Source organism: Cupriavidus sp. IDO, from assembly GCF_000812465.1.
In the GTDB taxonomy this organism is placed as follows: Bacteria; Pseudomonadota; Gammaproteobacteria; order Burkholderiales; family Burkholderiaceae; genus Cupriavidus.
In genome coordinates this window covers 122,800-143,790 of the sequence record NZ_JWMA01000055.1, presented here as the reverse complement: position 1 = coordinate 143,790, position 20,991 = coordinate 122,800, and the positions used below count along the sequence as shown (strand labels likewise).

Sequence of the window (20,991 nt, the reverse complement as noted above, 5' to 3'; positions counted from 1 at the left end):
TTGCGCCCATTTTTTTTTGGTTCGCCCGTACCGCAGCGCTTGCGGCGCAACGTGGGGAAGGCTGGCAGGTAAGGCTGCTGCAGGACCGTCGCAGACGGCACCGCCGGATTGGCCTGCCAAGGTGTTGATGGCCATTACTCGGGATTACAGTGCATCTGGCAGATTTGATCGAAACCACCCTTAACGGCATGGGATATGAGCTCGTTGAGCTCGAGCGTGCTCCGGCCGGATTGCTGCGTGTCTATATCGATCAGCCTGAAACCGGCATCGTCATCGAGGATTGCGAGAAGGTAAGTCGGCAACTGACGCACGTGCTGACTGTCGAGAATGTCGACTACGAGCGCCTCGAAGTCTCGTCGCCGGGATTGGACCGGCCGCTGAAGAAGCTGGCCGATTACGTCCGTTTTGCCGGTGCCGAGGCGCGGGTCACGCTGCGCCTTCCGGTCAACGGGCAGAAGAACTTCACAGGGATCCTGCAGGCACCCACCGGTGAGGAGGGTGCGGAAAAGGTCGGGCTGGAGTTCGAGGGCAAGGATGGCCCGGCACTGCTGGAATTTGCCGTATCCGATGTCGACAAGGCACGTCTGGTGCCGGTGATCGACTTCAAAGGAAATCAAAGAAAAGGGAACAAGCAATGAGCCGCGAAGTTCTGTTGCTCGTCGATGCGCTTGCGCGTGAAAAGAACGTCGACAAGGATGTGGTATTCGGTGCCCTGGAGGCTGCACTTGCCTCGGCCACCAAGAAGCGCTTCGAGGAAGATGTGGATATCCGTGTCGCGATCGATCGCGAGACTGGCGAGCATGAAACGTTCCGTCGCTGGCTTGTCGTTCCCGACGAGCAGGGCCTGCAAGAGCCGGACAAGCAGATCCTGCTGTTCGAAGCCCGCGAAGACAACCCGAGCCTCGAGCTCGACGATTACGTCGAAGAGCAGATCGAGTCGGTCGAATTTGGCCGTATCGGCGCGCAGGCCGCCAAGCAGGTGATCCTGCAGCGGATCCGAGACGCCGAGCGCGAGCAGATCCTGAATGATTACCTGGATCGCGGCGAAAAGATCATGACCGGCACGGTCAAGCGTGCCGACAAGAAGGGCCTGATCGTGGAATCCGGCCGCGTGGAAGCGCTGCTGGCCCGCGACCAGATCATTCCGAAGGAAAACCTGCGCACGGGTGACCGTGTGCGCGCCTATATTCTGAATGTGGACCGCGCCGCGCGCGGCCCGCAGATCGAACTGTCGCGTACTGCGCCTGAGTTCCTGATCAAGCTGTTCGAGAACGAAGTGCCCGAGATGGAGCAGGGCCTGCTCGAGATCAAGGCGGCTGCGCGTGATCCTGGCGTGCGCGCCAAGATCGCGGTGGTGGCGCATGACAAGCGTATCGACCCGATCGGTACCTGCGTGGGCGTGCGTGGTACGCGCGTCACCGCGGTGCGCAACGAGATCGGTGGCGAAGCCGTGGACATCGTGCTGTGGTCGGAAGATCCGGCGCAGTTCGTGATCGGCGCGCTGGCGCCGGCACAAGTGCAGTCGATCGTGGTGGATGAAGAGAAGCACAGCATGGACGTGGTGGTCGACGAGGAAAACCTCGCCGTCGCCATCGGCCGCAGCGGCCAGAACGTACGCCTGGCGTCCGAGCTGACCGGCTGGCAGATCAACATCATGACCCAGGAAGAGTCGGCGCAGAAGCAGGCTGAGGAAAGCGATGCCGTGCGCAAGCTCTTCATGGCCAAGCTGGACGTTGACGAGGAAGTGGCCGATATCCTGATCGAGGAAGGCTTCTCCACGCTGGAAGAAGTGGCCTACGTCCCCATCAGTGAAATGATGGAGATTGAGGCGTTTGACGAAGATACTGTCAACGAGCTGCGCAACCGCGCGCGCGATGCGCTCTTGACGATGGAACTGGCCCGGGAAGAGAAGGTGGAAGAGGTGTCGCAGGATCTGCGATCGCTCGACGGCCTGAACCCGGAACTGATCGGCAAGCTGGCCGAAGGCAATATCCATACGCGTGACGACCTGGCCGAACTGGCCGTCGACGAACTTGTCGAGATGGTTGGCGTCAGCGAGGAAGAAGCCAAGGCGCTGATCATGAAAGCACGGGAACATTGGTTTAACTGAGGGACACGTCCGGATGGTTCATCCGGGCGCGCTTTCCGCAACGATTTGTCCCGACGTAGAAACCAAGCATTGAAAGGGTTTGAATGGCAAGCACAACAGTTGCCCAACTGGCCGCAGAACTGAGTCGCAGCGCAGCTGCCCTGCTGGAACAATTGCAGGCGGCTGGGGTGGGCAAGGCGACGCCAGACGACATCATCACCGAATCGGATAAGACCAGTCTGCTGGACTATCTGAAGCGCTCCCATGGCCAGGCCGATGACAGCCGCAAGAAGATCACGCTGACCAAGCGCGAGACTTCCGAGATCCGTCAGGCCGACTCCACCGGCAAGACCCGCACCGTCCAGGTTGAAGTGCGCAAGAAGCGCGTGCTGATCAAGCGCGACGAAGCGGCGCCGGAGTCGCACGCCGATGTCGGCGAGCAGGAGCCGGTGATCGACGCCGCCGAACAGGCACGCCGTGAAGAGGAAGATCGCCGCCAGGCAGAACTGCTGGCGCGCCAGGAAGCCGAGCTGAAGGCACGCCAGGAAGCGGCCGAACGCGAGGAAGCCGAGCGCCGCGCCAGGCAGGAAGCGCTGGAGGCAGAGCAGCGTCGCCAGGCCGAGCTTGTCGCCAAGAAGGCGGAAGAGGAAGCGGCCGCATCGCTCGCCGTGACTGAGGCCGCGGAAGACGATTCGCGCAAGAAGGCCGAGGACGAGAAGGCTCGCGTTGCCGCCGAGCGCGTGGTTGCGCAGAAGGCTGCCGACGACGCCAAGGCTGCCGCCGACAAGGCGCGCGCCGAGCAGGATGCAGCCCGCAAGCGCCGCGAAGCCGCGGAAGCCGAGGCCCGTGCCATTCAGCAGATGCTGAATGCGCCGCCTCGCGTGCTGAAGGCGCCTTCGGAGCGCAAGGCGGAAGAAAAGAAGGCCGAGCAGACCGGCACGCTGCACAAGCCGGTCAAGCCGGCTGGTGCGACGACCGAAGCCAAGGCCGTCGACAAGAAGCCTGCCACGACGACGACCACGACCACCACTACCGTCGACAAGAAGACCGGCAAGGTGGTGAAGACCGGCACCTGGCAGGACGAAGGTTCGCGCAAGAAGGGCAGTGGCCTGAAGACCCGTGGCGATTCCTCGGGTGGCGTGGGCGGCTGGCGCGGTGGCCCGCGTGGCCGCGGCGGCAGGCAGCAGCAGCATGACGACGGCCGCAGCAACTTCCAGGCACCGACCGAACCGGTGGTGCGTGAAGTGCACGTGCCGGAAACCATCTCGGTGGCAGATCTCGCCCACAAGATGGCCGTGAAGGCATCCGAGGTCATCAAGCAGATGATGAAGCTCGGCCAGATGGTGACCATCAACCAGGTGCTGGACCAGGAAACCGCCATGATCGTGGTGGAAGAAATGGGCCACAAGGCATTTGCCGCCAAGCTGGATGATCCGGAAGCCCTGCTGGTCGTGGACGGCGAAGATCATACCGACGCCGAACTGCTGCCGCGTCCGCCGGTGGTGACTGTGATGGGTCACGTCGACCACGGCAAGACCTCGCTGCTCGACTACATCCGCCGTACCAAGGTTGCCGCGGGCGAGGCCGGTGGCATTACGCAGCACATCGGCGCCTACCATGTGGAAACCGATCGGGGCGTGATCACCTTCCTGGATACCCCGGGTCACGAGGCCTTTACGGCCATGCGTGCCCGCGGTGCCAAGGCAACCGACATCGTGATCCTGGTGGTCGCGGCTGACGACGGCGTGATGCCGCAGACCAAGGAAGCGATTGCGCATGCCAAGGCTGCAGGTGTGCCGATCGTGGTGGCGATCAACAAGATCGACAAGCCCGAAGCCAACCCGGACCGCGTCAAGCAGGAACTGGTGGCCGAGCAGGTGGTGCCGGAAGAGTACGGCGGCGATTCGCCGTTCGTGCCGGTGTCCGCCAAGACGGGCGCAGGTATCGAGGATCTGCTGGAGCAGGTCTCGCTGCAGGCTGAAGTGCTGGAGCTGAAGGCTCCGGTGGATGCACCGGCCAAGGGCCTGGTGGTGGAAGCCCAGCTCGACAAGGGCAAGGGCCCGATCGCTACCATCCTGGTGACGAGCGGTACGCTCAAGCGCGGCGATGTGGTACTGGCCGGCAGCGCGTACGGTCGTGTGCGCGCCATGCTGGACGAAAACAGCAAGCCGGCGAAGGAAGCCGGTCCGTCGATCCCGGTGGAAATCCAGGGTCTGTCGGAAGTGCCTGCCGCCGGCGAAGAAGTGCTGGTGCTGCCGGATGAGCGCAAGGCACGTGAAATCGCGCTGTTCCGCCAGGGCAAGTTCCGCGACGTGAAGCTCGCCAAGCAACAGGCGGCCAAGCTCGAGACCATGCTGGAGCAGATGAGCGAAGGCGAAGTCCAGTCGCTGCCGCTGATCGTCAAGGCCGACGTGCAGGGTTCGCAGGAAGCGCTGGTTCAGTCGCTGCAGAAGCTGTCGACCGACGAAGTGCGCGTGCAGATCGTGCACGGTGGCGTGGGTGCCATCTCCGAGTCCGACGTCAACCTGGCGACGGCATCGAAGGCGGTCATCATCGGCTTCAACGTGCGTGCCGACGCCGGTGCGCGCAAGCTGGCCGAGCACAATGGCATCGACATCCGTTACTACAACATCATTTACGATGCGGTAGACGAGATCAAGGCGGCCATGTCCGGCATGCTGGCGCCCGAGAAGCGCGAAACCACGATCGGTCAGGTCGAGGTGCGCCAGGTGTTCCGCGTGCCGAAGATCGGCGCGGTGGCCGGCTGTATGGTTACCGACGGCCTGGTCAAGCGGAACTCGCTGGTGCGCGTGCTGCGCAATAACGTGGTCATCCACGATGGCGAGCTGGATTCGCTGAAGCGCTTCAAGGACGACGTCAAGGAAGTCAAGCAAGGCTTCGAGTGCGGTCTGTCGATCAAGAACTTCAACGATGTTCAGGAAGGCGACCAGCTCGAAGTGTACGAAATCACCGAGGTGGCGCGTACGCTGTAAGGCGGCGCAACAACGGCAGGCCAGATGGCCTGCCGTTGTCATCTCGACAAGACAGTATTGAATGGCCAAGAAAGGCACCATCTCCTCCCGCAATCTCCGTCTCTCAGACCAGATCCAGAAAGACCTGGCCGAGATGATCCAGCGCGAACTGCGCGACCCGCGCCTCGGCCTGGTCACGCTGCAGTCTGTGGCGCTGACGCCGGACTACGCGCACGCCAAGGTGTACTTCACCGTGCTTGGCGCCCAACCCGCTGATGCAGAGGCCATCCTGAATGAAAAGGCCGGCTACCTGCATTCGCTGCTGTACAAGCGCCTGCACATCCATACCGTGCCGACGCTGCGCTTCTTCCACGACACCTCCGTCGAACATGCGATCGAGATGTCCAAGCTGATCAACGAAGCGAACTCGACGCGCTCGAAGGACGACTGAATCCCGGTCCACGCCGCTGGCGTGGATGCCGGTGGTTCAACTTCCCTTGTGCGCCGCAGCTTCGCCGCGCATTCCCATCCTCCGATGACCGATTCCAACACCACCCGCCCGCCGCGGCTGCCGCGCCGCGAAGTGCATGGTGTGCTGCTGCTCGACAAGCCGCTTGGCCTGTCGTCCAACGACGCGCTGGTGCGCGCCAAGCGCCTGCTGCGCGCGCTCAAGGCGGGCCACACGGGCACGCTCGACCCGCTGGCGTCCGGCCTGCTGCCGCTTTGCTTCGGCGAGGCCACCAAGTTCTCGCAAGACCTGCTCGAAGCCGACAAGACCTACGAGGCCGTGGTGCGTCTCGGAGCCCGGTCGACGACGGGCGATGCGGAAGGTGATCTGATCGACGAGCGCGCAGTCACGTGTGACCGGGAACACATCGAACAGGTCCTGACCCGATTCCGGGGCGAGATCGAGCAGGTACCGCCGATGTACTCGGCGCTGAAGAAAGATGGCCGGCCGCTGTACGAATATGCGCGCGCCGGCCAGACCGTCGAGCGGGCTGCCCGGCGTGTGACCATCCTTGCGATTTCGATGCTGGATTGCGCGCTGCCGCAGGCGCCGACATTCACCATGCGCGTGACCTGCAGCAAGGGCACATATATCCGGACACTCGCCGAAGACATCGGTGAAGCGCTCGGCTGTGGCGCGCACCTGACGGCGTTGCGCCGCACGGCTGTAGGCGATCTCGCGCTGGATGGGGCGGTCACCCTCGAGCAGATCGAGCAGCAGGACGACGCCCTGCGGCCCGGCATGCTGGCCCCGGTCGATGCCTTGCTGCGGAAGTGCCCGCCGGTGCAGCTCGACGAGGCCGCTGCCGCACGCTTCCTCCAGGGGCAGCGCATTGCGCGCCGCGATTTGCCGGCAGAGGCCGAACTGGCCGAAGAGACGCTTGCCCGCGTCTATGCCGGCGATCCGGCGCGCCTGCTCGGTGTCGGCCGCATGCGCGAAGGCGCCTTGCGGCCCGAGAGACTGGTGCGCATGTAGCCACTCGGAATCTGCCAGCACGGGCGCCAGCCGGGCTCAGTAAAAAAGGCCACGTGGATCCGGCGAACCGGAAGCACGTGGCCTTTTTGATTTCTGCGACGGATCAGGACGTCAGGAGGATTCGCTTGTCAGTGCGCACCCGCCGCCGCATCCGCCCCGGCGCCACCCTTGGCCGGCCGGGTCAGCCAGACAAAGCCGATCAGCGCGAAGAACAGCACCCCGGAAATCCAGAAGATGTCGTTGGCGCCAAGCATGGCCGCCTGCTGGCTGATGTTGCGCTCCATGAGCCCAACCGCCTGCGACTGGCTCATGCCCATCTGCATCATGTGATTGAGTTGTTCGCTGTACACCGGGTTGTAGGGGTTGATCTTCTCCACCAGCTGCGCGTGGTGCAGGGCAGAGCGGTTCTCCCAGACCGTGGTCGAGATCGATGCGCCAATGCCGCCGAAGGTGATCCGGACGAAGTTCGACAGGCCGGAGGCGGCTGGGATCTTCTCGGGCGGCTGGCCCGACAGGATGATCGACGTCAGCGGAATGAAGAACATCGCCATGGCCGCACCCTGGATCAGCGTCGGGACCATCAGCGTCCAGGTGTCCACCTGCGTGGTGAAGCCGGACCGCATCAGGCTGACGATGCCAAACGTGATAAACGCGGCCGTGGCGACCCAGCGGGCGTCCATTCTTGGCAGGTTGCGCCCGATCACCGGCGACAGCAGGATGGCAAAGATCCCCACCGGCGCCATCACGATGCCCGCATCTGTCGCCGTGTAGCCGACGATGGTCTGCAGCCACAGCGGCAGGATCACCAGGTTGCCGAAGAACAGCCCGTATGCCACGGAAATCGCGACCACACCGGCGCCAAAGTTCCGCCCCTTGAACAGGCTGATGTCGACGATCGGGTGCTTCTCATAGGTCTCCCAGGCCAGGAAGAACAGGAAGCCGACGATGGCGACCAGCGTCAGCACCACGATCTCGGTCGAGTGGAACCAGTCGAGCTCCTTGCCCTTGTCGAGCATGAGCTGCATCGAGCCGACCCAGATGACGAGCAGGGCCAGGCCAATGCGGTCGATCGGCAGGACCTTGGTCGGCGTCTCGCGATCCTTGTAGATCGCCCACGTCGCGTAGGCGGTCAGCAGACCTACCGGCACGTTGATGTAGAAGATCCACGGCCAGGTCATGTTGTCCGAGATCCAGCCGCCCAGCAGCGGTCCCATGATTGGCGCGACCAGCGTGGTCATCCCCCACAAGGCGAGCGCCATGGTGCTCTTCTGTGGCGGATAGCTCGCCAGCAGCAGCGACTGCGACAGCGGGATCATCGGCCCGGCCACGGCGCCCTGCAGGACCCGCGCGGCAAGCAGCGTTTCCAGGTTTGGCGCGACGCCGCACAGCCACGACGACAGCACGAACAGCAGGATCGACGTAATGAACAGCCGCACCGCGCCGAAGCGCGTGGTCAGCCACCCCGTCAGCGGCACCGAGATGGCGTTGGCGACCGCGAACGAGGTGATGACCCAGGTACCCTGGTTCGGCGCCACGCCAAGATCGCCCGAGATTGCCGGGATCGACACGTTGGCGATGGACGAATCCAGCACGTTCATGAACGTGGCCAGCGACAGCGCGATGGTGCCGATCACCAGCTTGCCGCCGCTCAGCGGCTGCGGCTGCGCGGCACGCGCCGGTGGCCGGCTGCCGGCGCCGGCGCGGTCACCCGCGGAGAGGGCGTTGGCCATGATCAGCTGTTAGCCGGCTTGGCGATGGTGGCGCTGGCGGCGGGCACGGCGGGCAGCTGGCTGCCCTGACGGCCACCGTTGTTCAGGGCGATGATGCGCGAGATCAGGGTGTCGGCATCCTGCGCAACCTTGTCATAGACGTCGGTCTGCATCGGCTTGGCCGCGGTGGTGGCGCTGACCATGGCCGCGCCTTCTTCCTTGCGCACATCGACCGTCACGTTCATCGATAGGCCCACGCGCAGCGGATGGTCCTTGAGCTGCTGCGGGTCCAGTGCGATACGCACCGGCAGGCGCTGCACCACCTTGATCCAGTTACCGGTGGCATTCTGCGCCGGCAGCAGCGAGAAGGCGGAGCCGGTACCTGCCGAGAAGCCGGCGACCTTGCCCTCGTACTTCACCTTGGAGCCGTAGACGTCAGCCTCGAGCGTCACTGGCTGGCCGATGCGCATATGCGTGATCTGCACTTCCTTGAAGTTGGCATCCACCCAGACCTGGTCGAGCGGCACGACCGCCATCAGCGGAGCGCCCGGGGCCACGCGCTGGCCGACCTGCACCGAACGCTTGGCCACATAGCCGGTGACCGGCGCCGGCATCGTCGAACGCGCGAACGACAGGTAGGCCGAACGCAGGTTGGCGGCAGCGCGCTGCACGTTGGGGTGCTTCTCCACGGTGGTCTGGTCGGTCAGCACCTTGTTCGAGGCGAGTTGCTCGCGCGAGGCCAGCAGGGCGGATTCCGCGCCTTTCAGCGCGGCCTGGGCGTGCGAGATTTCTTCGTTCGACACTGCGCCCGAGCCGGCGATCGCCTGGCGACGGCGCAAGTCCTCGCGGGCCTTGGCGACATCAGCTTCGCGCAGGGCCACGTTGGCGGCGAGCGAGCCGTTATTCACGTAGAGCGTGCGGACTTCGCGCACGGCCTGTGCGAGCTGTGCCTCGGCCTGTTCCAGTGCCACCTGCGAATCAGCACGGTCCAGCTGGATCAGCGGCTGGCCGGCGGTGACGAGCTGGGTGTCGTCAGCGGTGATCGAGACCACGGTGCCTGCCACAAGCGGGGTGACCTGGACCACGTTGCCGGCGACATACGCATCGTCGGTGCTCTCGAAGTGGCGCGCATACAGGCCCCAGTAAGCACCGTAGCCGATGCCGGCCACGACGACGGCTGCCGTCAGGGAGAGCAGCATCCGCTTGCGCTTGCCATTGTTATTGACCGGAGGCTGTGCCTGGGGATTGGGGGTGCCGGCCGCTTGCTGGTTGTCGCTCATGATGTTCTCTGGTGAATCTTGTCTGCAATGACTGGGTGCGCGGATCAGCCGCGGGCGCCCGCCTGGTTGTTGTTATGTGCCGCTTCGCCCTCGTGACCTTTTTCGTGCTCGTCGGGCTCCTGGTAGCCGCCGCCGAGGGCCTTCATCAGGCCCATCTGCAGATCGAGCCGGCGAGCCTGCAGGTCCGTCGACAGGCGGCGCTGCTGCAGGACGGTGCTCTCTGCGTTCAGCACGGTCAGCTGGGTGCCGAGGCCGGCCTTGTAGCGCATGGTGGCCAGCGAGTAGGCATGTTCGGCCAGGTCCAGGGCTTCGCGCTGGGTCTTGATCTGGGTGTCCACGCTGCGGATGCTGGTCATGGTATCGGCCGTCTCGCGCAGGGCATCGACCAGCGCTTGGTTGTAGTTGGCCACGGCGATGTCATAGCCTGCGTACTTGCCTTTCAGGTTGGCGCGCAGGCGGCCGCCTTCGAAAATCGGCAGGCGCAGCGTCGGGCCAACGCCAAACGTGCGGCTGGCGGCCATCAGCAGATGGGACGGGTCCAATGCCGCCAGGCCGGCAAAGGCGCTCAGGGTCAGGTCAGGCAGGAATTCCTTTTTCGCGACCTTGATGTCCTTGGACGCGGCTTCCACGCGCCAGCGCGCGGCTACCAGGTCGGGGCGGCGGCCGAGCAGGCCGATCGTCAGGCTGTCCGGCAGTTGCGGTGTGGCCTGGGCCAGCAGCACCGGGCGCTGGATCTGCAGGCCGCGGTCAGGGCCCTTGCCGAGCAGGGCGGCGAGCTGGTTGCGGGCGAGGGCAATCTCCTCGTCCACCCGCTGCAGGTCGGTCTGTGCTGCGGCCACGGTGCCTCGTGCCTGGGTGGTTTCCACCTGGGTGTCGAGGCCTGCGGTCAGGCGCTGGCGCGACAGGTCGGTCAGGTCGCGGCGCTGGGCGATGGCGCGTTCGGCCACGTCGCGCTGGGCGTAGAGCGCGGCAAAGCGGGCGTAGTTGCGTGCAATCGAGGTGGTCAGGAGCAGGCGCGAAGCCTGGCTTTCGGCCTCGGCCGCACGATCGTCGGAGAGCGCTGCTTCGAGGGCGTCGCGGTTCTTGCCCCAGAAATCGAAATCGTACGAAAGGTTTGCCTGCAGGCGTGATTGGTTCTGCCAGGAGCCGGCCAGCGGGGTGCCTTCGAACAGGTCCTTTTCCGAAATGCGCTGGCGGATCAGGCTGCCTTCGAAGTCGATATGCGGGTACAGCTCGCTGCGGGTGGCGTCGGCCATGGCGCGCGACGCTTCCACGCGGGCAAAGGCGGCCTGCAGGCTCGGGTTGTCCTTGATCGCTTCATCGACCAGGGCACGCAGCTGCGGATCCCTGAACTGGTCGACCCAGTCCTGCGTCGGCCATTGGCCGTGTTCGTCGGGAAGGGTCTGCGCCGTGGCCATGGTGGCCGGATCGGTAACGGTCTGGGTGCTATGAGAGTTGCCAAGGGCCGCGCAACCGGCCAGCACCGCCGCGGCGAGGGCCGTCAGGGCCAGCGTGCCGGCGCGGCGGCCCAGCTCGCGGAAACGCGCAGGCCGGGATGCGAGGAAGGAGAGTGCTTGGTTCATTGTCTTGCTCCGTACTGGAGCCAGTTTGTTATCTGGGTGTATGTCGGAAGCCGGATGGGCTGAAGCGCCTGTTCGGTCTGCCTTCGCTACCCGCTGTTGTTATCGATCAGACGCCGCAGCATATTACGCAGGGCATGGACTTCGTCGTCGGAGAAGCCGCGGAAGTGATGGGCCAGTACCTTGCAGAACACGGCGGGCAGACGCGCAACAAGGTCCTGGCCTTCGGGCGTCAGAGAAAGGTCGACCACGCGGCGGTCGATATCGCGCCGCCGGCGCTCGATCAGACCGCGCTTTTCCATGCGGCTGAGCAGCCGCGTGACGGAACCCATATCGGTGTTGAGTTCGCGTCCGAGGTCGGTCACGGTGCAGGCGCGCCCGGTGGCGAGCATCATCAGGCAGCTGGCCTGGGCGTGGGTAATGTCCAGGCTGCTGACCTCCTGCTCGACGCCGTGCGCCAGCATGTTCTTCGCGCGCTGCATCAGGTAGCCGACGCTGTCGGACATCTGGTACTGGGCGGGATCGAATACGCCGGGAGTACGTTCGGAGGGCAGATCCTGTGACATCTTTGCCTTTGCAATCTTTGCTATGGCAAATATATGTTCACGTTTAACGATGCGCAAGGACGGAAATTCGCTATTTCTGATTACGCAATAGTTTTTACTAGGTAAACCAGGGCTCGGGTCAGCGCTTCTTGCGCTGCAACATGCTAGAATGTTAGGTTACCTTAAGATTCTCCGCTCTCAGCGAGACGCTGCAATGACCCGCGCCATCCGAAATATCGCCATCATCGCCCACGTCGATCATGGCAAGACCACCCTGGTCGACCAGCTCCTGCGCCAGGCAGGCACCTTCCGCGACAACCAGCAAATCGCCGAACGTGTGATGGACTCGAACGACCTGGAAAAGGAACGCGGGATCACGATTCTCGCGAAGAACTGTGCTGTTGAGTACAACGGCACCCATATCAATATCGTCGACACCCCGGGCCACGCCGACTTCGGCGGTGAAGTGGAGCGCGTGCTGTCGATGGTTGACGGCGTGTTGCTGCTGGTGGACGCCGTGGAAGGCCCGATGCCGCAGACGCGCTTCGTCACGCGCAAGGCGCTGGCGCTGGGCCTGAAACCGATCGTCGTGATCAACAAGATCGACCGCCCGGGCGCCCGTCCGGACTGGGTGATCAACCAGACCTTCGACCTGTTCGACAAGCTGGGCGCGACCGACGAGCAGCTCGACTTCCCGGTCATCTACGCTTCGGGCCTGAACGGCTACGCCGGCCTGACCGAAGACGTGCGCGACGGCGACATGAAGCCGCTGTTCGAGACCGTGCTGGACAAGGTGCCGGTGCGTAACGACGATCGGGACGGCCCCCTGCAACTGCAAATCATCTCGCTGGACTACTCCAGCTACGTCGGCAAGATCGGCGTTGGCCGCATCTCGCGTGGCCGCGCCCGTCCGCTGCAGGACGTGGTGGTCAAGTTCGGCCCGGAAGGCAACCCGATCAAGGGCCGCATCAACCAGGTGCTGAAGTTCCAGGGCCTGGAGCGTGAGGTCGTGTCCGAGGCCGAAGCCGGCGACATCGTGCTGATCAACGGCATCGAAGAACTGGGTATCGGCTGCACCGTGTGCGCGCCGGACGCCCAGGACGCGCTGCCGATGCTGAAGGTGGACGAGCCGACGCTGACCATGAACTTCTGCGTCAACACCTCGCCGCTGGCCGGCCGTGAAGGCAAGTTCGTGACCAGCCGCCAGCTGCGCGAACGCCTGGACCGCGAACTGAAGTCCAACGTGGCGCTGCGCGTGGCCGATACCGGCGACGACACCATCTTCGAAGTGTCGGGCCGCGGCGAACTGCACCTGACCATCCTGCTGGAAAACATGCGCCGCGAAGGCTACGAGCTGGCCGTGTCGCGTCCGCGCGTGGTGTTCAAGGAAATCGACGGCGTGAAGAACGAGCCGTACGAACTACTGACCGTGGACGTCGAAGACGGCCACCAGGGCGGCGTGATGGAAGAGCTGGGCCGCCGCAAAGGCGAACTGCTCGACATGGCTTCGGACGGCAAGGGCCGTACCCGCCTGGAATACCGTATCCCGGCCCGTGGCCTGATCGGCTTCCAGGGCGAGTTCCTGACGCTGACGCGCGGCACCGGCCTGATCAGTCATATCTTCGACGACTACGCACCGGTGCGCGAAGGCGGCCTGGGCGAGCGTCACAACGGCGTGCTGATCTCGCAGGACGACGGCGATGCCGTGGCCTACGCACTGTGGAAGCTGCAGGACCGCGGCCGCATGTTCGTCAAGCCGGGCGATGCGCTGTACGAAGGCATGATCATCGGCATTCACAGCCGCGACAACGATCTGGTCGTCAACCCGATCAAGGGCAAGCAGCTGACCAACGTGCGCGCTTCGGGTACCGACGAAGCCGTGCGCCTGGTGCCGCCGATCCAGATGTCGCTCGAATATGCGGTGGAATTCATCGCCGACGACGAGCTGGTCGAGCTCACGCCGAAGAGCATCCGTCTGCGCAAGCGCCACCTGAAGGAGCACGAGCGCAAGCGCGCCTCGCGTGAAGGCGCGTAAGCGCTGCGGGCGTCAGTCTCGCTGTCATGAAAAAGCCGCGCCAGGTGCGCGGCTTTTTCTATTGTCCGGCGCTTATTGCCGTGCCGCCTGCGCCCCGCGGGCTGCGCCATTCCGGCGGCTTCCACAGGTAGCGTGGATCACGATCGCGCCAGGCATCGGTGAACATGTCCCGCCATTCATGGAAGGTCAGCGTCAGCGGATTGTGCGTGCGGATCTGGCGCGTGATGCCGTACTCCGGTGCTTCCCGCTCGGGCACGAAGGTGCCGAACAGCCGGTCCCAGATCGTCAGAACGCCCGCGTAATTGCGGTCGATGTAATGCGCATTCTTTGCGTGGTGCACGCGATGAACCGAGGGCGTGTTGAGGACCGTCTCGATCATCGGCCAGCGTTTGCCCAGGCGCGTATGCACGAAGAACTGGAACGCCAGATTCAGCCCGACTGCCAGGATCACCCAGTCAGGTGTGAAGCCCATCCACGCCAGCGGAATCCAGAACAGCCACATGCCCGAAAGCGGGTACGTCAGGCTCTGGCGGAACGCTGTCGAGAAGTTCATTCCTTCGGATGAGTGGTGCGTGACGTGCGACGCCCATAGCCATCGCACCCGGTGGCTGGCGCGGTGGAACCAGTAGTAGAGAAAATCCTGGAGCAGGAGCAGCAGGGCAAAAGACCATGCGGTTTCCGGAACGGCCCGCAAGCCATGCTGATAGCACCAGGTATAGACCGTGCGAATCATCAGCCAGAGGAAGAAGGCGTCCGAGGCCTGGTGCATCAGCGCGAGCGCCGCATTGGATACGGTATCGCGAAGGCTGTACACCGAGCGGTCGCGCCGCGCCCAGTACCACGCTTCCGCGCCAATGGTGAGCACGAAGACCGGCGCGAACGCCAGCAGGATGAGTCCGGGATCGAGTGAATCTGTGGTCATGCCGCAAGTGTGCACATTTCGGACAGGATTGCGTGGAAGAGTTCCTCCATACGGGGGCAGGGCGTGTTGCGGCTCAGCATCGGTCCGCACAAACCAGGAGCTTATCCGAACAAAAATGCAGTTCTGTCCGTCGCGCGGCAAGTGTCAAGGAAGAGGGCGGGGCGCCGTAGATGAGCAGGACGGCCGCTCGGCAGTCCCCCTTTTTCGGAGAGCCCCCAAATGTTCCGCAACACCACCATCGGAGCCAGATTGTGGTTCCTGACTATCGTAACGAATTTGATCCTGCTGATTGTCGGCGCCGTTGGCTGGCTTGGCATGTCGCGCAGCAATGACGCCACGCATCAGATCTACCAGCAGCAGCTCTCTGCAGCCGTGAACCTTGCGGAGGCGCGCTCCAATCAACTGCTGGTGCGTATCCTGCTGGACCAGGCCGCGTTCGCCACCGACCCGGCGGACGCTCGCGCCCGCGCCGACACGGCCGAGGGATTCGCGAAGCAATCGGAGGCCGCGTGGAAAGCCTACCTGGCGTTGCCGCGTTCGGCGGAAGTGGCCAAGGCCACCGAAGACGTTTCCGCCAGGCGAGAGGCGCTCTTCAGGCAAGGCGTTGCGCCGATGATCGCGGCACTGCATGCAGGCGACCGCGAGGCCGTGATGAAGTCCGTGATGGAGACGATCCCCAGGCTCGACATTGCCTTCACGGCCGTCAGTACCGAACTGAACCGCTTGCAAGTGGCGAGCGCCCGCGACGTCTACGAGGCTTCGCAGCAGCGCTACAGCCGCCTCTTGACGCTGTCGGCCGGCGTGCTGCTGATCGGGCTGGTGTTCAGCACAGTGGTCGCGTGGCGCCTGCGGCAATCGATCGTGAAGCCGCTGGACATTGCCATCGCACGCTTCGAGCAGATTGCCGGGGGCGATCTGAGTGGCGGTGCTGTTGCCGGTGCCGGTACGCTCGCCGATGAGAAGGCGCGCAGCGAGACCAGCCGGATGCTCGGCATGCTTGGGCGCATGCAGTCCAGCCTGGTGGCCATGGTGAGCGAAGTGCGCGGCGGCGCGGACTCGATCGCCGCGGCCAGCAAGCAGATTGCCACCGGCAATTCCGATCTCTCGCAGCGCACCGAACAGCAGGCTGCGTCGCTGGAAGAGACCGCGTCCAGCATGGAAGAGCTGACCGGCACGGTGCGCCAGAATGCCGAAAGCGCGCGCGAGGCCAGCCATCTGGCGACCGATGCCACGACGCTCGCCGAACGGGGCAGCGAGGCCGTGTTGCGCGTGGTCAGCACCATGCGGTCGATCGACGCAAGCTCCGGCAAGATCGTCGACATCATCGACGTGATCGAGAAGATTGCCTTTCAGACCAATATCCTCGCGCTCAACGCGGCGGTGGAAGCGGCGCGCGCGGGGGAACATGGCCGCGGGTTTGCCGCGGTGGCCGGCGATGTGCGCGACCTGGCGCAGCGGTGTGCAAGCGCATCGAAGGAGATTCGCACCCTGATCGGCGCCTCGGTGTCCAATGTGCGTGAAGGCAGCGGGCTGGTCGGGGATGCTGGCCGCGCGATGCAGGACATCGTCGATGCGGTGCGGCGTGTCAGCGCCATCATCAGTGACATCAGCGCAGCATCGGACGAGCAGTCGCACGGGATCGAGCAAGTCAATGTGGCGGTGTCGCACATGGACGGCATGACCCAGCAGAACGCCGCGCTGGTGGAGCAGGCCGCTGCCGCGGCGTCCTCGCTGGAGGATCAGGCCGAGCGGCTCACCAGCCTCGTCGCGACGTTCCGTCTCGCCTGATCGGCTGCGGCTTGGGTAGCGGCATTTGCGTGCGCGAAAGGCAGCGTTCGGGGGGCGCTTCTGCACACGTGACTGGCGTAAAATTACCAGTTGCATTCGTGGAGAACAGAAACATGACTGACTTCGTCACTACAGAAGTCCAGGGTGGCATCGGCTACCTGACGCTGACCCGTCCGCATGCGCTGAATGCGCTGTCGCTCGACATGATTCGCGCCATCACCCAGGCCCTCAACGGATGGGCTGCAGACCCGAAGGTGGTGGCCGTTGTGGTGGCCGGTGCCGGTGGCAAGGCCTTCTGCGCCGGCGGCGATATCCGCTACTTCCACAAGGCCGCCCAGGAAGGCGACCCGCTGCTCGACCAGTTCTTTGTCGAGGAGTACGCGCTCAATTTTCTGGTCCACCGGTACGCCAAGCCCTATATCGCGCTGATGGATGGCGTGGTGATGGGCGGCGGCATGGGCATCTCGCAGGGTGCGCGGCTACGCCTGGTTACCGAGCGCACGAAGATGGCGATGCCGGAAACCAATATCGGGCTGTTCCCGGATGTCGGTGGCGGTTGGTTCCTGTCGCGCACCCCCGGCCATGTGGGCGAGTACCTCGGACTCACCGGCGCATTGATCGGTGCCGCCGATGCCCTCTACGCAGGGCTGGCCGACGCTTACCTGCCCGGCAACGCACTGGCCGAACTGGTGGCCTCCTTGCGCACGCAGCAGTTTGACAGCGGCGACGCCGTGCTGGCCCATATTGCTGCCTTCACCAGCCAACATGCTGATGACTGCGTGCCTTCGCAGAGCCAGCTGGCTGTTCTGCGCGACCAGATCGACCGCATATTCGCCGGTACGACCGTACAGGACATCCTGGCCACCGTCAGCGATGCCGAAGGCGACTGGGCAGCCCAGACCGCCGCGATGCTGCGCAGCCGCTCGCCGCTGATGCTTTGCGTGACGCTGGAGCAGATCCGTCGCGCGCGCTCCATGTCGCTCGAAGACGAACTGCGCATGGAGCTGGGCATGATGTACTACGTGTTCCGCAAGGGCGACGCCGTAGAGGGTATCCGCGCCCTCGCCATTGACAAGGACCATAAGCCCCGCTGGCAGAACACCCGGCTCGACGAGGTCAGCCGCGAGAAGGTGCGGTCGTTCTTCGACAGCCCCTGGCGCGCCAACGCTCATCCACTCGCGGCTCTGGGCGGATCGGCATAAGGCAGCACAAGGCGCCTGCTTCACGACTCGGGTAGAGTGACAGCTGGACCGGCGTCGGCTTGCCATGCCATCCATGGCGGGCTGTGCCGGTCTGCATTATTCAGACCACACAGTTGAAGGAGTCGTGATGAGTAATCCTCGTGATGTCGCTGTCCTGGTGGGAAGTCTGCGCAAGGGAGCCTTTAGCCGCAAAATGGCCAATGCGCTGATCGCGCTGGCGCCGCCGCAGCTCAAGCTGGAGATCGTCGAGATCGGCAATCTGCCGCTGTACAACCAGGACCTCGACGAGCATCCGCCCAAGGAATGGACGACATTCCGTGAGCGTATTCGCCGTGCCGATGCCGTCCTCTTCGTGACGCCGGAATACAACCGTTCGGTGCCGGCGCCACTCAAGAACGCCATCGATGTCGGCTCGCGCCCTTACGGCAGCAGCGCCTGGGATGGCAAGCCGGGCGGCGTGATCAGCGTGTCGCCGGGTGCTACCGGCGGATTTGGCGCCAATCATCACCTGCGCCAGTCCCTGGTGTTCCTGAACGTGCCGGCACTTCAGCAGCCCGAGGCCTATATCGGCGGCGCCGACAAGCTGTTCGACGAAAGCGGTGCGCTCGCCAACGATTCCACTCGCGGATTCCTTGGCAAATACCTGACGGCCTACGCGAACTGGGTGGAACGCAACGCGGCACGCTGAGTCTCGCGGTCAAGGCCACGGGCGGAACTTGGTGCCGTGGCCTATACTCTTGTCCTTTCGTCGGCAGCCGTGCGCGCCCAGACCGCATGCGCCTGGCGATCGCGATGGACCGTTCTACAATGGAACCGGCCCCTGCGGATGCCGAAACCGGCACAAATCAGACGCCAGCCAGATATATCCGGGGTAGGGCGTCGCCCCTGCTCACTAGCCGTATCCCATGACTGCAAGCCCTCGCCGCGTATCGGTTGCTCCAATGATGGACTGGACTGATCGCCATTGCCGGATGTTCCACCGTCATCTCAGCCGCCACACCTGGCTGTATACGGAAATGGTGACGACCGGCGCACTACTGCACGGCGACGTTCCGCGACATCTTGATTTCAACGCTGCCGAACAACCCGTGGCCTTGCAACTGGGCGGCAGCGAGCCTGCAGACCTTGCCATGGCCGCGAAGCTTGGGCAGCAATGGGGCTACGCCGAGATCAACTTGAATTGTGGATGCCCGTCGGAGCGCGTCCAGCGCGGCGCGTTTGGCGCGTGCCTGATGGCCGAGCCGCAGCTGGTGGCCGACTGCGTGAAGGCGATGCGCGACGCAGTATCGATTCCCGTGACGGTCAAGCACCGGATCGGGATCGACAAGATCGAGCACTACGATTTTGTTCGTGACTTTGTCGGCAAGATCTCGGAGGCAGGCTGCGAAACATTTATCGTGCACGCGCGCAATGCGATCCTGAAGGGCCTGAGCCCCAAGGAGAACCGCGAAATCCCGCCGCTGCGCTATGAAGTCGCCTACCAGCTCAAGCAGGAATTTCCCCGGCTCGAAATCCTGATCAATGGTGGCATCGTCACCTACGAGGAGATGGAGCGGCACCTCGAGCACGTCGACGGCGTCATGATCGGCCGCGAGGCTTATCACCAGCCATATGTGATGTCGGAAGTTGACTCGCGCTTCTATCACGACGCCGCTGCACCGATCCGCTCAAGGCTGGAAGTCGAGCTGGAGATGCAGCGGTATATCGGTGAGCTGGTGGCGCGGGGTGGCTACATGGGCGCGGTGACGCGCCACATGCTTGGTCTGTATCGCGGGGTGGCCGGTGGTCGCGGCTGGCGGCGCGTGCTGTCGGACGCCAGGCGCATGCATGCAGCCCGGACGCGTGCGGATGTCGATGTCTTGTTCGAGGAGGCGCGCTCGCATCTGACGTCGGCTGAGCCTGCGCCGCTGGCTGCGGCATAGCCAATGTTGTCGCCACGTGCGATTCGAGAAACATCTCTAAATTCGAACTGGCGGCTTATGCATGCCGAATCTGCGAGTACCGCGTGCCGCACATGCTGGGCGCAATCTGCTGGAAACCGGCACCAGGAAAGGGATTCCCCTTATTTGCCGACTGCGGTCACTTTCTTACACTGTGGCTGCCCTCGAATACAGGGCTTTCTTCAACTGATTATTCAGCCCGCTTCTTGCGGGCTGTTTTTTTTGCGGCTGCTGTTTGTTGGCAGCAGTCCGTGTGCCTTCCGTTTACCCGTATGGTGCCCGTCTGAAATGACAGGTACATTGCATTCGCCTTCAGGGCATTTGAGATCGCTAAAGTTAAGAGTCCGCGCTGCGGGCTCTTTTTTTTTGCGCTCAACGGGAGGGTTTGATCGCATGGTGACGAAAGAGTTCCTTGCGATTTCCCCCCCCTGCACTAACTACTTGCTGGTCGTACGGCTGATGCCTACATCCAGCGTGCCGTACGTCGTGATGCTGGATTGCCCGCCATCCACGCCACCAGCCGCGCATCCCGTCAGGCTTGCCGCCAACGCTATTGCGACCGCCAGACGATTCAGATGATCACCCATTCCCTTTGCTCCAGTCCCCTGCTTCAACGTCAGGTTTGGCAACGCTCTCGGAATCAGGTTCCGTTCGCTGGTGCGGCATGAGGACAAAAAAGAGCAGGCGACGCCTTGCGTGTGTCGCCTGTTGGGAAGGTCGAGGGGGGTCAATTCCCTCGCAAAGAAGTATCGCGCAATGGCGGTTGCAGCCAGAACCCTGCGTAGGTAGGGGCTGTTCACAGCATATTTGCGTGATACCCCGGTTGCGTGCTGCGCGTACCGCCGTGCCTGCGGCGCCAGGCGCCGTGATACGATGCCTTCCACGTGGCGGCGGCCAGTAGCCGTTTGCTGGCAGATTTCAAGCGCATCCTGAGGGTGTCGGGCGTGGATGAGGAAGAGCCGTTCGGCGTTGTCTTTGAAGACTTTCGATTGATATGGGTGGCGGAACGCCTGCAGGACGGCAAGTGGACCGCCCGTTATTGCTGGCACCGCGGCACATCGGCCGAGGCGGGCAGGGCGCTGCAAGAGGATGTACTGAACGGAAAGTCCCGGCGGCTGCTCGGCCAGTTCGAGAGCGAGGCAGACGTCATCGTTGCCATCAGGGAAGCCGTGCTGCTCGAGGCAAAGTGGGGATCTGCCAAGCCATGAAGCCCCGGACCGCGAAGTTGAGGCGATCCTCAAAAAAATTGTGCGGGATACTAGCCATACGGGAAAGATCTTTGTATAATCTTGTTTTTCGTCGATCAGCGATCTGCTGATGACCTCTACGGTGGCTGTAGCTCAGTTGGTAGAGTCCAGGATTGTGATTCCTGTCGTCGTGGGTTCGAGTCCCATCAGCCACCCCAAAATTCTTTTTTGTATCAATGGTTTAGGCTCTGCGCCTTAG

Annotated in this window: 17 protein-coding genes and 1 tRNA gene; 12 read left to right on the top strand and 6 right to left on the bottom strand. The window is 63.7% G+C overall.

The annotated features are described in order from the left end of the window. Positions 1 to 149 precede the first annotated feature (149 nt). The 5 genes from rimP to truB all read left to right on the top strand — a co-directional run bounded on the left by rimP (position 150) and on the right by truB (position 6,544). Complete coding sequence (gene rimP / locus RM96_RS18150) at positions 150 to 638, top strand: ribosome maturation factor RimP (protein WP_039012534.1); 489 nt, start codon at positions 150 to 152, stop codon at positions 636 to 638. Beyond that, a complete protein-coding gene (gene nusA / locus RM96_RS18145; protein WP_039012533.1) occupies positions 635 to 2,110 on the top strand; it encodes a transcription termination factor NusA in 1,476 nt (491 codons plus the stop codon). The genes rimP and nusA overlap by 4 nt, the downstream gene beginning before the upstream one ends. Positions 2,111 to 2,193: 83 nt before the next feature. Beyond that, complete coding sequence (gene infB, locus RM96_RS18140) at positions 2,194 to 5,082, top strand: translation initiation factor IF-2 (protein ID WP_039012531.1); 2,889 nt, start codon at positions 2,194 to 2,196, stop codon at positions 5,080 to 5,082. Between the two features lie 61 nt (positions 5,083 to 5,143). Beyond that, entirely contained in the window at positions 5,144 to 5,512 is a 369-nt protein-coding gene (rbfA, locus tag RM96_RS18135) for a 30S ribosome-binding factor RbfA (protein ID WP_039012529.1), read from the top strand. An 84-nt stretch (positions 5,513 to 5,596) separates the two neighbouring features. Then, the gene (truB, locus tag RM96_RS18130) at positions 5,597 to 6,544 is read left to right on the top strand and encodes a tRNA pseudouridine(55) synthase TruB (RefSeq protein ID WP_039012527.1); all 948 of its coding nucleotides are present in this window, start codon (positions 5,597 to 5,599) and stop codon (positions 6,542 to 6,544) included. A 128-nt stretch (positions 6,545 to 6,672) separates the two neighbouring features. Here the strand turns inward: truB and RM96_RS18125 are convergent, their stop codons facing one another. The 4 genes from RM96_RS18125 to RM96_RS18110 form a co-directional block, all read right to left on the bottom strand. Then, positions 6,673 to 8,274: a DHA2 family efflux MFS transporter permease subunit gene (locus RM96_RS18125; RefSeq protein ID WP_039012525.1), complete on the bottom strand. Its 1,602-nt coding sequence runs from the start codon at positions 8,272 to 8,274 to the stop codon at positions 6,673 to 6,675. Between the two features lie 2 nt (positions 8,275 to 8,276). Then, the gene (locus RM96_RS18120; protein ID WP_039012522.1) at positions 8,277 to 9,533 is read right to left on the bottom strand and encodes an HlyD family secretion protein; all 1,257 of its coding nucleotides are present in this window, start codon (positions 9,531 to 9,533) and stop codon (positions 8,277 to 8,279) included. Positions 9,534 to 9,577: 44 nt separating this feature from the next. Continuing rightward, on the bottom strand, positions 9,578 to 11,116 hold the full coding sequence (locus RM96_RS18115) for an AdeC/AdeK/OprM family multidrug efflux complex outer membrane factor (RefSeq protein WP_039012521.1): 1,539 nt from the start codon (positions 11,114 to 11,116) through the stop codon (positions 9,578 to 9,580). 86 nt (positions 11,117 to 11,202) lie between these two features. After that, the gene (locus tag RM96_RS18110) at positions 11,203 to 11,679 is read right to left on the bottom strand and encodes a MarR family winged helix-turn-helix transcriptional regulator (protein ID WP_039012517.1); all 477 of its coding nucleotides are present in this window, start codon (positions 11,677 to 11,679) and stop codon (positions 11,203 to 11,205) included. A gap of 193 nt (positions 11,680 to 11,872) precedes the next feature. Between RM96_RS18110 and typA the strand changes: the two genes are divergently transcribed. Further along, the gene (gene typA / locus RM96_RS18105) at positions 11,873 to 13,693 is read left to right on the top strand and encodes a translational GTPase TypA (RefSeq protein WP_039012516.1); all 1,821 of its coding nucleotides are present in this window, start codon (positions 11,873 to 11,875) and stop codon (positions 13,691 to 13,693) included. 58 nt (positions 13,694 to 13,751) lie between these two features. Here the strand turns inward: typA and RM96_RS18100 are convergent, their stop codons facing one another. Further along, positions 13,752 to 14,615: a sterol desaturase family protein gene (locus tag RM96_RS18100; RefSeq protein WP_039012515.1), complete on the bottom strand. Its 864-nt coding sequence runs from the start codon at positions 14,613 to 14,615 to the stop codon at positions 13,752 to 13,754. A 219-nt stretch (positions 14,616 to 14,834) separates the two neighbouring features. Here RM96_RS18100 and RM96_RS18095 point away from each other — a divergent pair, with 219 nt between their 5' ends. From RM96_RS18095 to dusA, 4 genes are all read left to right on the top strand, one after another. After that, positions 14,835 to 16,403, top strand: a complete 1,569-nt coding sequence (locus tag RM96_RS18095; RefSeq protein ID WP_039012514.1) for a methyl-accepting chemotaxis protein — start codon at positions 14,835 to 14,837, stop codon at positions 16,401 to 16,403. Positions 16,404 to 16,516: 113 nt separating this feature from the next. After that, the gene (locus RM96_RS18090) at positions 16,517 to 17,605 is read left to right on the top strand and encodes an enoyl-CoA hydratase/isomerase family protein (RefSeq protein WP_039012510.1); all 1,089 of its coding nucleotides are present in this window, start codon (positions 16,517 to 16,519) and stop codon (positions 17,603 to 17,605) included. A 127-nt stretch (positions 17,606 to 17,732) separates the two neighbouring features. Next, positions 17,733 to 18,293: an NADPH-dependent FMN reductase gene (locus tag RM96_RS18085; protein WP_039012503.1), complete on the top strand. Its 561-nt coding sequence runs from the start codon at positions 17,733 to 17,735 to the stop codon at positions 18,291 to 18,293. 217 nt (positions 18,294 to 18,510) lie between these two features. Then, complete coding sequence (dusA, locus tag RM96_RS18080; RefSeq protein ID WP_039012501.1) at positions 18,511 to 19,527, top strand: tRNA dihydrouridine(20/20a) synthase DusA; 1,017 nt, start codon at positions 18,511 to 18,513, stop codon at positions 19,525 to 19,527. Positions 19,528 to 19,982: 455 nt separating this feature from the next. Here dusA and RM96_RS39395 read toward each other — a convergent pair whose 3' ends face one another. Beyond that, a complete protein-coding gene (locus tag RM96_RS39395) occupies positions 19,983 to 20,132 on the bottom strand; it encodes a hypothetical protein (RefSeq protein ID WP_193752475.1) in 150 nt (49 codons plus the stop codon). Positions 20,133 to 20,489: 357 nt separating this feature from the next. Between RM96_RS39395 and RM96_RS18075 the strand changes: the two genes are divergently transcribed. Both RM96_RS18075 and RM96_RS18070 read left to right on the top strand, forming a co-directional pair. Continuing rightward, positions 20,490 to 20,753: a hypothetical protein gene (locus tag RM96_RS18075; RefSeq protein WP_039012664.1), complete on the top strand. Its 264-nt coding sequence runs from the start codon at positions 20,490 to 20,492 to the stop codon at positions 20,751 to 20,753. A gap of 121 nt (positions 20,754 to 20,874) precedes the next feature. Then, a tRNA-His gene (locus RM96_RS18070) sits at positions 20,875 to 20,950 on the top strand. Positions 20,951 to 20,991: the final 41 nt, after the last annotated feature.

What these genes read in the sequence shown, in the direction of transcription:
- nusA (WP_039012533.1), top strand. Translation starts at nt 635, where the DNA reads ATGAGCCGCGAAGTTCTGTTGCTCGTCGATGCGCTTGCGCGTGAAAAG.
- infB (WP_039012531.1), top strand. Translation starts at nt 2,194, where the DNA reads ATGGCAAGCACAACAGTTGCCCAACTGGCCGCAGAACTGAGTCGCAGC.
- rbfA (WP_039012529.1), top strand. Translation starts at nt 5,144, where the DNA reads ATGGCCAAGAAAGGCACCATCTCCTCCCGCAATCTCCGTCTCTCAGAC.
- truB (WP_039012527.1), top strand. Translation starts at nt 5,597, where the DNA reads ATGACCGATTCCAACACCACCCGCCCGCCGCGGCTGCCGCGCCGCGAA.
- RM96_RS18125 (WP_039012525.1), bottom strand. Translation starts at nt 8,274, where the DNA reads ATGGCCAACGCCCTCTCCGCGGGTGACCGCGCCGGCGCCGGCAGCCGG.
- RM96_RS18120 (WP_039012522.1), bottom strand. Translation starts at nt 9,533, where the DNA reads ATGAGCGACAACCAGCAAGCGGCCGGCACCCCCAATCCCCAGGCACAG.
- RM96_RS18115 (WP_039012521.1), bottom strand. Translation starts at nt 11,116, where the DNA reads ATGAACCAAGCACTCTCCTTCCTCGCATCCCGGCCTGCGCGTTTCCGC.
- RM96_RS18110 (WP_039012517.1), bottom strand. Translation starts at nt 11,679, where the DNA reads ATGTCACAGGATCTGCCCTCCGAACGTACTCCCGGCGTATTCGATCCC.
- typA (WP_039012516.1), top strand. Translation starts at nt 11,873, where the DNA reads ATGACCCGCGCCATCCGAAATATCGCCATCATCGCCCACGTCGATCAT.
- RM96_RS18100 (WP_039012515.1), bottom strand. Translation starts at nt 14,615, where the DNA reads ATGACCACAGATTCACTCGATCCCGGACTCATCCTGCTGGCGTTCGCG.
- RM96_RS18095 (WP_039012514.1), top strand. Translation starts at nt 14,835, where the DNA reads ATGTTCCGCAACACCACCATCGGAGCCAGATTGTGGTTCCTGACTATC.
- RM96_RS18090 (WP_039012510.1), top strand. Translation starts at nt 16,517, where the DNA reads ATGACTGACTTCGTCACTACAGAAGTCCAGGGTGGCATCGGCTACCTG.
- RM96_RS18085 (WP_039012503.1), top strand. Translation starts at nt 17,733, where the DNA reads ATGAGTAATCCTCGTGATGTCGCTGTCCTGGTGGGAAGTCTGCGCAAG.
- dusA (WP_039012501.1), top strand. Translation starts at nt 18,511, where the DNA reads ATGACTGCAAGCCCTCGCCGCGTATCGGTTGCTCCAATGATGGACTGG.
- RM96_RS39395 (WP_193752475.1), bottom strand. Translation starts at nt 20,132, where the DNA reads ATGGGTGATCATCTGAATCGTCTGGCGGTCGCAATAGCGTTGGCGGCA.